At 40.8% G+C, this 12748-nt stretch carries 8 protein-coding genes and 2 pseudogenes; 4 read left to right on the top strand and 6 right to left on the bottom strand.

The window, feature by feature from the left end:
- Positions 1-405: 405 nt before the first annotated feature.
- The 3 genes from ATG66_RS02720 to ATG66_RS02710 all read right to left on the bottom strand — a co-directional run bounded on the left by ATG66_RS02720 (position 406) and on the right by ATG66_RS02710 (position 4539).
- The gene (locus tag ATG66_RS02720; RefSeq protein ID WP_098413860.1) at positions 406-672 is read right to left on the bottom strand and encodes a hypothetical protein; all 267 of its coding nucleotides are present in this window, start codon (positions 670-672) and stop codon (positions 406-408) included.
- A 434-nt stretch (positions 673-1106) separates the two neighbouring features.
- On the bottom strand, positions 1107-2999 hold the full coding sequence (locus ATG66_RS02715; RefSeq protein WP_098413859.1) for a methyl-accepting chemotaxis protein: 1893 nt from the start codon (positions 2997-2999) through the stop codon (positions 1107-1109).
- 362 nt (positions 3000-3361) lie between these two features.
- A protein-coding gene (locus ATG66_RS02710) for an IS3 family transposase (protein ID WP_098413858.1) occupies positions 3362-4539 on the bottom strand; the annotation gives its coding sequence in 2 pieces (ribosomal slippage) (positions 3362-4281 and positions 4281-4539; 1179 coding nt in all).
- 61 nt (positions 4540-4600) lie between these two features.
- Here ATG66_RS02710 and ATG66_RS02705 point away from each other — a divergent pair.
- Positions 4601-5581 carry an IS110 family transposase gene (locus tag ATG66_RS02705; protein WP_098413857.1) on the top strand — a complete coding sequence of 327 codons (981 nt, stop codon included), beginning with the start codon at positions 4601-4603 and terminating at the stop codon, positions 5579-5581.
- A gap of 296 nt (positions 5582-5877) precedes the next feature.
- Here the strand turns inward: ATG66_RS02705 and ATG66_RS02700 are convergent, their stop codons facing one another.
- Together ATG66_RS02700 and tnpC are read right to left on the bottom strand one after the other, a co-directional pair.
- Positions 5878-6423, bottom strand: a complete 546-nt coding sequence (locus ATG66_RS02700) for a hypothetical protein (protein WP_098413856.1) — start codon at positions 6421-6423, stop codon at positions 5878-5880.
- A gap of 180 nt (positions 6424-6603) precedes the next feature.
- Positions 6604-7469 (bottom strand): annotated as a pseudogene (gene tnpC, locus ATG66_RS02695) (IS66 family transposase); the annotation flags it as partial.
- A gap of 90 nt (positions 7470-7559) precedes the next feature.
- On the opposite strand from tnpC, the gene ATG66_RS02690 reads away from it, so the two are divergent.
- Positions 7560-8468 (top strand): IS5 family transposase, encoded by a 909-nt coding sequence (locus ATG66_RS02690; RefSeq protein WP_098413855.1) that lies wholly within the window; start codon positions 7560-7562, stop codon positions 8466-8468.
- A gap of 53 nt (positions 8469-8521) precedes the next feature.
- Here ATG66_RS02690 and ATG66_RS02685 read toward each other — a convergent pair.
- Positions 8522-8986 (bottom strand): annotated as a pseudogene (locus ATG66_RS02685) (DUF6444 domain-containing protein); the annotation flags it as partial.
- Between the two features lie 1113 nt (positions 8987-10099).
- Here ATG66_RS02685 and ATG66_RS02680 point away from each other — a divergent pair.
- Together ATG66_RS02680 and ATG66_RS02675 are read left to right on the top strand one after the other, a co-directional pair.
- Positions 10100-11644: a LuxR C-terminal-related transcriptional regulator gene (locus ATG66_RS02680; protein WP_098413854.1), complete on the top strand. Its 1545-nt coding sequence runs from the start codon at positions 10100-10102 to the stop codon at positions 11642-11644.
- 123 nt (positions 11645-11767) lie between these two features.
- Positions 11768-12688, top strand: coding sequence for an IS5 family transposase (locus ATG66_RS02675; RefSeq protein ID WP_012196880.1), 921 nt, complete (start codon positions 11768-11770; stop codon positions 12686-12688).
- Positions 12689-12748 lie beyond the last annotated feature (60 nt).

Genomic DNA, 12748 nt, shown 5'->3' with positions numbered 1-12748 from the left:
AGTCAGCACAACAAACAAAATTGCACCACCAACTGAAAATTGCCACGCCAAAGACGTTAAAAACGACTGGCTCTATTTGCCTAACCCGGATTCAAACGAACCACCCATGATCATTCAATTCCAATTCGGGACACAAGTAAACGCCATATGTTTAACATTTGACATATCAAAAGCATACGAAATAGCATCACTGTCTTTGTTAAACATATGAGAAAAGGACGACTGCCATCAGGCAAGATTTACTATTAAATCAATTCTTTTCATTTCTCTTCCTGTGAATCTTCAAGCCAAATTCTGGCGATCTGCCTTCCTAGCTTTAACGCTTTAACCCACACATATAAACTCCTTTAGCTTTAACGAATGGATTGCTGGGATACTTCTCCGTCACTGGTGACAACAATAGATTTAAACAACCCTAAAACGCTCGCCACTCTTTAAACAAACAACAACTTCACTAACTTTATATAACTCTGTCATCTGTATTACCGTCATTACGGCGTTGCGCTCAAAGGCTCGATGCTCTTCAAGGTTAACTAGAAAGGACAAAATCAACATCAATAACGCCTCCCGATTTGCCAGCGTAATGTATTCTTGTATTTTGCTTACATTCGAAGGCTCGTTGACCGTTAACGCGCCTGCATAACCATAATGCTTAAATGTCACTTCGACCAAAATTGACGCTTCCTATTGCACCTAATGATATAAACGAATAAGGCTGTGGTATTCTGAAAGTACTTCCGAGACTGATGGATAATCCTGAATGGAGTCTTCCAATTGGCGCTCTATGGTACACACCTCAGTGCGTACACGCTCAAGAGTCTGATCAACTTCTCTCTGGCAGCTAAGTCGCTGTAAAGAGTGTCTTAGTTTTCGTAGGTTTAACTTAAGATTGAGTTCCTCATTTCTGAGCAGGTGCGATGATTGTAGAAAGGTATAGATATCACCCATACATATTTCACAGACGCTATGTTCAACATGAAACGGTGTGACACTTTGCTCCTCAACCATCAATTCAATTGTACATAACTTACAAGTAAATTTTCTCATCACTTCATTTTCTTCTCGGTTTGATTATGAGTTAATAATTTTCGCCTACTAGAGCTCGTTTAAACCTTGAACTGACGAATGGTTTCACTCAATCCAACATTCAATTTTTGAATTTTCTCAGCTTCATCAGCCAATGTTTCACTACCTGTGCTCAATGACACTACGATATCTTTAATTTGATTCATGTTCTGACTAATGTCTGCCGCCACTGCTGACTGCTCTTCCGCTGCTGTAGAAATTTGGGTGCTAGCGTCGTCTGTTTGTTGTGCATAATCAGCTAATGTTCTCAAGCTCCCACCGACCTGCTCTTGTCCTGCCGCTGTATCTAAACACATCTGTTTGGTACGAGAGATAGCCTCTGACATTTTATGATTACTCTCAAGCAAGGCGCTCAGTACCTTGTCTATTTCTCCTGTACTATCCATAGTGCGGCTTGCTAAAGTTCGGACCTCATCCGCTACGACAGCAAACCCCCGTCCCTGCTCCCCAGCACGAGCCGCCTCTATCGCTGCATTTAAAGCCAGTAAGTTGGTTTGTTCTGCTATCTCACCAATTACCTTAAGAGCATCGCTGATATTTCGGCTGTTTTGGTCCATCTGCTCAACCAACAAAACCGAGCTCTCCATATCTTGCAGTAAGTCTTCTGTCAAAGATTGAGCACGCTTCACTACTTGCTCCGACTCAACACCAAGCTCCGATGCTTGCACTGTAATCTCAGAGGCTTTCACCGCGCTTTGAGCAACCGATTGTGCCGTACTGTTCATTTCATCAATCGCGGTCGCGACTTGCTCAGTTTCTATGGAGTGCTGGCTAATGCTCTCCGCATTTTCCACCGTCAAGGATTGAAGCTTAGCGACATTGCTTGAGAGGTTACCGGAGATACCAACTATTTCTTTAACTGCCAAGTGGACTTTATCGATAAACGAGTCAATGCCATCAGCTATCTGCCCCAAATCATCACGTCGACCAAGCTCTAAACGCTTGGTTAGGTCTGCTTCGCCTTTTGATAAGTCCAGCGCTAGCTCACGAAGTGATGTGATCGGTTGGTAAAGTTTTGTGATAAGTAGATAGAAGAGAATCAAAGTAATTATGATACCACCGACCACCATAATCACTGAACTAGTACGCGTGTTGTAAATTGGAGCAAAAGTTCTGTCATCTTTAAGAGCGACGCCCAAGTACCAGACAGTGTCCGCCACTTCTATAGGGATGGAGTAGAACATTTTGTCGTCACCACCAAAAGTATACTCTTGAAGCAACGCTGCTTTGGAATCTAATGCTTTTCTGGCAACATCAGAAAACCCTTTAAGCTTAAGCGCTTGCTCGCCATTATTAATCGCGGGGGATGACGTCGCTAAAACCGTCGACTCACTATCCATGATAATACCGACAGCCCCATCCATAGATTTAAAACTATTAACAATTTCGTTGAGCTTTGATAACTCGAAGTCAAAAGAAATAACCCCGTCACGTTTTAAAATAGAAACTGACACCCACATTGCTCCGGCACCACTATATGGCTTAGTAGCTGCAAGACCTTTTGTTTTTTGAGCAATTTGATACCACTCTCTTTTGGTTGCATCTTCATTATAAACGTGGTTTGTCCAACCCGGCCCATTTTGATTCCAATAAGCCATACCACTATGCTCTGTAAACACAACGCTACCCACATTGGCAGTCGTCGCCAACTGTTTTACAAAACTCACTTTATCTTTAGGTACCGGGTTCTGACTATAAAACTCAGCCACACCCTCTAGAGAAGAAGTTTTCTCGAAGAAATAGTTGTAAACGGTTTCTCCTTTCGCCTCTACATACTCCTGTACAGTTTTGATTTTATCTTCTCTAAAAGCGGAGGACACATTATTGTAAGTGATGAAACTCACAACCCCCAAAGCAAGAGAAGTCAACACAAGGACGCCAACAATTAGGCTTTGTTTAAATCCGACATTCATAAGCAAATAATCAATCAACTGAAATGAGGGTCAATGATACGACACATTTTCAACTATAAAATAGTACTTAGGTACCATAACGGGAAACTCCAATCACGGTTATCCCCGTCCCTAGTAGGATTGTTGCCACTATTAAATTTAACCAATATCGCCGAAAAAGGTCTGCTCCCTGAGCAAGTCCCAAACTGGCGTAGTGTAGTGTATACAGAGTGATGTGATGGACGCCTCAGCACTCAAGTTTCGCGGTATCTGCCAAACTTGATGCTGATAGTAAACCTAAAGAGCTGCCATTATGGATATAAAAGTTGTTGGAATTGATTTAGCCAAAAATGTATTTCAGGTCTGTGTTTGTCTTGTAGTGGTCAACTAAAATTGGCCACGGTTTTAGAGTTTTCCCAATATAATCGTTCTGATTCATTGGGAGTTAGACCTCCGTTATACTGATGTGGCCTGAGTTGGCAGTAATATCCAATGATGTAGCGAGTGATCTCTTGTTGAGCCTCAGCAAAGCTACGATAACCCACCGTTGGCACCCATTCCGTTTTCAGACTTCTAAAGAAGCGCTCCATCGGCGCATTATCCCAGCAGTTTCCTCGACGAGATAAACTCTGCTTTATTTGAAAGCGCCACAGTAATTGGCGGTATTTACGACTGGTATAGTGACTACCTTGATCGCTGTGGAACATGACACCTTTAGGCTTACCACGTGACTCATAAGCCATCGAAAGCGCTTTGCCTGTTAGCTTAGAATCAGGTGATATGGACATCGACCAACCAATCACTTTTCGGGCAAAAAGATCGATAACAACGGCTAAATACATCCACCGATTACCTGTCCAAATATACGTCACATCACCAGCCCAGACCTCGTTTGGGGCGGTAACCGCAAACTGACGACCTAAGTGATTTGGAACTTCAATATGTTCTTGTGAAGCTTTTCGGTAACGATGTCTTGGCACTTGGCAACTCACTAAACCAAGCGTTCTCATAAGCTTTGTTACTCGGTATCGGCTCAGCTTTACACCCTGATTTGTGACTATATCTGCAATGGTTCTCGCTCCCGCAGAGCCATTACTTGCAGCGTGAGCCTCACTGACCAAGCTGCGCAATTTTACTGTTTCAGCATTAATTACCGTTGGGCGTTTAAGCCAATAGTGATAACTACTTCGATGAACATTGAAGACTTCGCATAATGTTTTTACGCTGTAGCTCTGCTTGAGTTTCTTGATTATCAAGAATTGTTCAGTGAGTCCGACATCAACAGAGCCGTGGCTTTTTTTAATATTTCATTATGCTCTTCAAGGCGAGCCAGCTTCTTTTTTAATTCCCGAATTTCTATTTGCTCAGGAGTCATAGGTGAAGCTTTCGGTGCTTTCCCTTGGCGTTCTTCTCTAAGCTGGCGAACCCATTTATCCATCGTAGATTTACCTACATTCATGGCTTGAGCAGCTTCAGCTACGGAGTAGTTTTGATCGAGCACTAACTGTGCCGCTTCCAGTTTGAATTCGGCACTAAACAGTCGTCTTGTACGTTTTGTCATAATGTCACCTATTAACTTATGAGGTGATGATATCACCTCTAACTAAGTGACCAAATTCACTATGCCACTACATCTTGTAGATCATTCAATTAAGAGTAATCAAAAAGTTAGACGCAATAAGCTACTCGATAAAGTAAGGCAATTTCCTCAAGGAACTTTAATTGCAATGGAAGCATGTGGGACCTCTCACTATTGGGGTAGGAAGTTCAAAGAGTTAGGCTTCGATGTTCAGCTAATTCCAGCCCAACATGTTAAGCCATTTGTCTCAAGCCAAAAGAACGATGCGAATGATGCTCTTGCTATATGTGAAGCAGCTTTTCGACCTAATATCCATAAAGTGCCTATAAAAACGGTAGATCAACAAGATATTAAATCATTACGCTGTGTTCGGGCCCGCTTAGTCCAAAACAGAACGGCGACAGTAAACCAAATTCGCAGTTTAGCAGGTGAATCTGGCGTTATTTTTAGTATCGGAAGAATAAAACTGCAAGCGTCCCTGATAGATGCTTTAGAAGATGGAAGCAACGATCTTTCGTATACTCTCCGTAGCCTTCTTAAATCTCTATATGATGATTTATGCGCTTTAAATTATCGAATAGAGCAAATCGAGCGTGATATTAAAGCTCTTTGTCAAAATCAACCTCGCTACGAAGCAGTGCTTTCAATTCCTGGATTTGGGCCATTAGTAACAGCGAGTTTTATTAGTGAGATAGGTTCAGGTCTACAATTCAAAAATGGCAGGCAGTTATCTGCATGGTGCGGATTGGTACCAACTCAATCTAGTTCTGGTAGTAAAATCCGCTTAGGGAGCATCACAAAAAATGGCAGCGCCGATCTGCGTGTGTTACTTATTCATGGCGCGAGAGCTGTAGGGCGTTTTGCCAACAAACGGCAAGATAAACTTGGGCAATGGTTCAACGCTTTAGCTGTCAGACAAGGCAAACATAAAGCTGTGGTCGCACTTGCGAATAAACTAGCTCGTGTAGCATGGAAAATATTAACAGAAAGCCATGACTTTGACGTAAACAAAGCCTTTGCATAATAACCTCAAGAAAGTTTACATACACTGATGAATAAACGGTTAACCGTACCTATTGTAACCTGAGTTGACCAAGGCATTAAATGCCGATGTAGTGATTAGGCAATAGGTTTCGGATTTACATCAAGGCGCAGGCGAAAGAGCCTGTAACGACGCCGAATATATGGTAGTGAACCAATCATTCAAAAGTGTTGTAAAAGCTGAGGCGTCCACCTCGATGTCTCGATGAATGAATCAAATTTAAACTGGCGTTAACAGTGTCTTCTATTAGATTGAGAAATACAGTTTTTGTTTGCAATTTAAAAATTAAATCTTGTCCCTATAGATGTAATCACTTCACTTCCAAATTCAATATTACAACACGACGCAATACTTAGTTCGTTGGATGAGTACTCATAGCCGAGTTTACCATAAACATCCCAAGATTGATTAACAGGAATAGCCGCTTCCAACCCTAGTTCATAACCTAAATCATGTCCACTATCTTCTATTAATTCAATAGTATTTAACTCATGTTCGTAATGTTTATAGGTAATACCTGCATACAAAGATGTGTCGATCGATAAGAAATTTTGCATTGACTTAATACCAAATAAATATCCTGTCTGCTCAATATCATAGCTATCATTTGAATTTTGGTGTTCATAATTAAATATAGAATACCCCCAACCTATATAGTACCTAAATGCTTTATAAAGAGTATTTTCGTATTGTACTTGAAAGCCTCGACTTAAATTTTTATTAGTATCGTTCGCATTCCCCACTTTAGCCTCAAATGAAACTCCGTGATCAGCTAAGACTGGATTACACACTAAACTGAAAAGTAATGTTAATATAACTCTCATATCACCTTCATAAATTATTTTAGTTCTTTAACGTAGCCCGATCATACGTTCCTCCTTTAAAAGTGGAATAGTACAATTGTACCATTGTGAGATTTATTTTTATCAACATAAAGCTTGAGAATAGATCCTTTTTTTAATCAAGTGTAGATATTTCGTAACCGTTCACCAGCAGTTTCTTGACTAGACGTTTTTGAGATCGAACACATTGGGGTATGGTTGCTGTGTGGTCATGGCAGTCACAATGGAGTAAGCTCTTCCAGCGAAGATATCTTCCTCTTTTTGCATGTTTCTATCAGCGAGTGCAGCCTATCTCGGAACTTATCGCCTGCATCTAAGGTAGTACCGTAGCTGATTTTTCTTTAAATAACGAAGCCACGCAACCTTCGTTATTGGTGAGAGGTGTTTTGGGGTTAGTTAAGAACAGCCATAAACTCTGGCTACGCTCTTTGAGTTTCCGACATCGTCCCTAACAACGTTTAATTGGGATTTGTGTTGCGCCTTTTTCCAGCCAATGAGTAAAACGACATTGTATATAATCGAGGTAGAGAACGTCATCAATATCACCAAACTCCCAACGGTGCTGAGTTCGAAAGACTAACTTGCTCAGCAACACAAAGTGCAGACCTATTTGGCTGTGTGGCCTTTGCCTGAGTAATCGGCAATTTGTTGTAGATTGCGAATGACATGCGACCTACATAGTTGATGCTTGTTTGGAGAAAGCCAGTTGTAACCGCTATATTGGTCGCTAACCACGATGCCACTCTAATCAGAGTCAAGTACCGTTTTTGCTGAGTAAGTTGAACGAGAGTAAAGGATTTCTCATACACTAAATCATCGCTTGTAACTAACCAACACCAGCGCAGGCACTCCTCATCATTTCTAGAATGCGACGTTTGATCTACGTGCACTAGTGGCGCAGATTGTATGCTGGTTTTGATAGCTTGGTGCCGTGGCGTAAACATAGAAGCAATGCAGCTTTGAGCTTCGCTTGTGGCTCCAACAGAGAAAATTGTACCAAACTACTCTTGCAGTAATGAGCGTATTTTCTAACGTTGGGGGGCGTTGTTGCCTAAATCCATTGAACCTTTTCCAAGTCCTGCGATCTGATCCTTTATGATGGCTAGAACGGTGGTGACATGGGTAAAGCAAAAAAGAAGATAACTAACTGGGCGGATTATAATAAAGCGCTGTGCAAGCGTGGTTCGGTTACATTCTGGATAGATGACTCCGCCATAGATGCATGGCAATGTAAAATCCATCATGGTAAGCGTGGTAGAGGCTTCCAGTATTCAGACACAGCGATTGAAACGGCCTTGATGATCAAGGGTATCTTTTCTCTGCCATTGCGAGCACTTCAAGGTTTTATTGACTCGGTCTTCAAGCTATTGGATGTTCCGCTGACGTCCCCTGACTACACCTGTATCAGTAAACGTTCGAAGACGGTTCAGGTTAAGTATCGCAATAAATCTAGAGGAGCTATTCGCCATATAGCTATTGACTCAACTGGCCTCAAAGTCTTTGGCGAGGGTGAGTGGAAAGTGAAAAAGCATGGCGCAGAAAAGCGCAGAACATGGCGTAAACTGCACTTAGCTGTAGATGTGGATACGCACGAAGCTGTTAGTGCGGAAGTCAGCCTTGTAAATATTGGCGATAGTGAAGTGCTACCGACGCTGCTCAATCCACTACGCAGAAAGGTCACTGCCGTATCTGCCGATGGAGCATATGACACCAAAAATTGCCATGAGACTCTGAAAAAGAAAGGTTGTACTCCGTTGATCCCGCCTCGAAAGAATGCAGCACTTTGGGAGGACGGTCATCCCAGAAACGAAGCGGTGGTAGCTCTGAAAAATGGCACAATAGCAAAGTGGAAAGCCGAGTCTGGTTATCACTATCGCTCAATATCTGAGACCGCAATGTCCCGATATAAAGGACTAACAAGCGGCAAATTGAGCTTGAGATGTTACGATGCTCAAGTTGGTGAAATCATGGCGAATGTCAAAGCCATAAACAAAGTCATAGGACTAGGTATGCCCGTCAGAAGCTAACGGTTAGTTATATATGGCGTCGTTGGTCTTCTAGCTGATTTGATCAACAACGCCACGTTGGGGTGATATTGACCAGCCAGTATCGTGATGTGACTTATTATATTCGGCCCCATAACTCCTTGAGGAATATCGCTTGACTTTTGTGCATTTCTGTCTCTCCACATTGCGAACATTTATCACAGTAGAGGCGATACTCTGTAATGTCTATGCGTGGTGGTAGTATTTCATGAACCTAGTGGCGATAAAACGGTTTATCACTCATTTCAAGGTGGTTATCCCCGAAGCAGGGCAAGGGTTTTCAGGTTAACAATCAATAACGTATCAGATTCTTTTAGTTTTGATAGTTGTCGCTTATGCCCTTCGTGACCTTGTTTAACTCTTCTCAGATTGCGACCAGTAGGTCTTTGAGCTTTTTTCATTCAGCCCGCTCTTTGGGTCCATCAGAAGAGGGAGATTTGGAAGAGTTAGTGCTGCTGGTTTTTTAGCTTATCTTCATAATGGCGTAATTGTTCACTCAATAGGCAAAGTGAGATCCAATGCTAATGGTCACGTTTTTTATGTGTAAATACCATGCTGGTGAACGGTTACCTATTAGAAATCGTAAATCATTATTCTAAAACGGAAAACTATAAAGAAAAGATTACTAAGCAAATTAAAATAGGTTAGAGCTGCGTAAGACGCTCCACCATAAGCCACGTGAAATTGGTCTATAGCTAAGGAAAATCATCCAAGGTCACATAAATTATTATGGTGTATCAACGAACGCAAGATCTCAATATATTCGTTAAAGAAACCACCAATGCGTGGCTAAACAACTTCTAAGCGAAGTCAAAGGCACACAATGACGTGGCAGAAGTTCCACGTTTGATAAATTATTGGCTCCCTAAAATTCAAATTTATGCATCCTTATCCCGAGCAGCGCTTTGACGTTCGGCCTAAGGTAGGAACCGTATGCATTAGTAGCGCACGTACGGATCTGTGCGGGGGCAGCGGGAAACCGCTATTCCTACCGAGACCACGGTATTTATCAGCCATCTACCCCGGTACCTATCAATTGGAGCCCCTCTCCTAGCAGATGCGCTCCTCGACAGGTTAATGTTCGATGCTTGTTGAACAAAACTGAAAGGGGAATCGAAGCGAAAAACTTAAGCCAAATTAGCTCCGCGGGATCAGTTATGTTAAAATTATTTCCTCATCCAGTGTGGTTGTAGAAGGTACTCCTCTATGAATGAAACCAGAATCACTCCTCCCGCTCACTGGTATACGCAATCGCGTCAAACTAAAAAGTACTAAACACAATCTAGCCAGCATTAGTAAACGCCGGAAACTAATCTATTGGCCAGAAATATCACGGATTATGAACGCTTTAAGGCTAAAATGAGCAATAATATAGACTTGGAACGGAGATAAACATCCTAACTTAGTACCAAAGTACCATTGTAAGGTTTGTTAGATAAGGTAAGTTTCACAAACTTTGGATCAAATGCACTTTGGTAGCAAATTGAAGGCTTAAACTACTGTCACACGCATAAAACAATGCAAGCAGTGAAGTTAACAATTCATATGCACTGTAACTTGGCAGGCATAATGATTTTTTCACCTATAACTATTGGATTTTTAAGGTTACTTCTTTGTCTATTAATATTTTTGAAGATGATTTAGTACTGTTTGTTAGACTTAATGGCAGTATTTCTTATGGTGAGCTAACGCACTTCGTTGCACAATATAATACTTTTCCTGTTGACGTAAATTTGTTTACAGACCGTTGCTCTAAATTCGTTAAGTCTGGAGGTTTTTTAACACTTTCAAATGTTCTTCCTATTGAAAAATACTCATCTGCAATAGACTCTTTGTTTATTAATAGGTTTTCTGTTCTAGAACACATTATCTCAACTCTGAACTCTAGCGGCTTTGAAGAACTATATAAATCATTGGTCAACAGCATTAATCTGCGCCATCATCTTGAGAAATTACTGCAACTATCGTTAGACATTAACGGAGGTTATGTTCCCTTACCAATTTTAGAGGACCTAGTAAAAAGACTACCGAAAATTAACACATCAACAACAATTGTTTTGATTAAGATATTCCTTGTTATGGGTAAATTTGAACATGCTAAAATTTGTTATAATATATCCATCGGAGAGAAAGGTATTAATTACAACAGTTCTTATGGTGAAATATTTGTACACAATGCAATAAAAAGGTTGGAAAAAAACATTACTCTTAGTATAGAGAATGTTTATCCTTTATACATGGAACAAAAAATTGACTTCTCGAAAGATGGTTCAACTGACTTGATTATGGGTTTGGCACATGAACTGTTTCTTGTTAGTCAATTTGATGATTGCTTACATGTGGTTAAAGATTTAGTCTCTATATGCCAAAGGAAAAGGTGTTGGGTCTCGTTGTATTATGGGTATTTTTTGGAAATTCTTTGCTTAGGCATGAAAAATCGCTTTGAGTCGGCTTATGGAAGATATAGACTCTACTCAATGTTATCTTATACAACAAAAAACATGCAGCATATACTTGATGTGGCTATTGTTGTTGTTTCTATTTGGTGCTGTGCTCAAGATAGGATAGATCGCGAAGTTGTACGAAGAGTAGAAAATTTCAATGTTGATAATAATGATAATATCTTTCAGAAAGTATATACGATATATAGTAAAATGTTATTAGAAGCTAATAAAGAAGTTTTTTCCGTAAGAAAATTTATTAAACTTGAAAGAAAACTTATTTACGTTTACCAACACAATCAAGTTAGCGAGTCATGGAACATTCCTGATTTTTCTTCTGTTTACGAACTCGCTAATCTAAGAAGTAAAAACCTAAAAGTTCCTATTCTTATTCAAGAAAGTTTTGTCACGAACTTTTATCAAGAATCAATTAGAAATTACATAAATCATAATGATTCATTCACAACACTACCCATTTTTTTTGTCGGATTAAATAAAACAATAAATAATCATATGTCAAATGACCTAACAAGTATCGATTTTTCAAAATTAACTAAAAAAGAATTAGAAGTTCTTGACTTATTAAGAAGAGGATACTCATACTCTGATGTTTGTACATTCTTAAGTATATCAATAAATACCGTTAAATCGCATGCATATAGCATATATAAGAAACTAAAAATATCTGGAAGAAATGACTTGATAAGGTATTTTTAAATAACTTATACTAAACATTATATACCATGACGTAACTCTTCACCGGCTTTGTTGCTTAAATCGATGGAACTAAATCAAGAAGCTACGATCTGATCGGCTACACCCATTAATCGTCGTAGCCTCATGCCTAAACCTCGTTACAAAACAACTAACTGGACGCAGTACAACAAAGCCTTAATAAACCGTGGTTCTCTGACCTTTTGGATTGATGAGGAAGCGATAGCCGAGTGGAAGCAAAACAAACAAGGCAAGCGCGGCAGACCTCGCCAATTCAGCGACTTAGCCATTACTACTGCACTGATGGTGAAACGCATATTCTCTATGCCGTTGAGAGCACTGCAAGGATTTCTAGACTCGGTATTTAAGCTGGCTAACATCCCGCTAGTTTGTCCCCACTACACCTGTATAAGCCGTCGAGCTAAGGAAGTTGAGGTTTCATTTAAAACTAAAACCAGAGGTGCGATACAACACCTAGCCATTGATGCCACTGGCCTCAAGGTTTATGGCGAAGGCGAATGGAAGGTCAAGAAGCATGGTACTGACGGGAAGCGTAGGGTTTGGCGTAAGCTGCATATCGCAGTAGATACTAGCACCCACGAAATAGTCGCAGCAGAGCTGAGCTTATCTAACGTAACCGATGCCGAAGTACTTCCCAACTTGCTTAAGCAGACACGTCGTAAAATCATTGAGATATCAGGCGATGGTGCTTATGACACAAGGAATTGTCATGATGCCATACGGCTCAAGCGAGCTGTTCCGCTCATTCCGCCACGAGAAGGGGCAGCCTTCTGGGAACGAGGACATCCTCGCAACTTAGCAGTGGGTTGCCAGAAGCTCTACGGCTCTAACAAGAAATGGAAAAAGCGGTATGGTTATCATAAGCGCTCGCTCTCAGAGACAGCAATGTATCGGGTAAAACAGTTGTTAGGTGGGAAATTAAGCCTGAGGGACTACAACGCTCAAGTTGGTGAGACTTACGCTATGATCAAAGCGCTGAACAAGCTTACAGGGCTAGGTATGCCTGAAACTCAGTATGTTGTTTAAGAACTGAACAACATGGGGCTACCATGTCTTCTCATCGAATTAAGCAACAAAGCCCTCTTC

The sequence above is a fragment of the Vibrio sp. ES.051 genome (genome assembly GCF_002563795.1).
GTDB lineage: Bacteria > Pseudomonadota > Gammaproteobacteria > Enterobacterales > Vibrionaceae > Vibrio.
The sequence above is the reverse complement of the archived record's forward strand: the minus strand, read 5'-3'. Positions and strand labels throughout refer to the sequence as shown.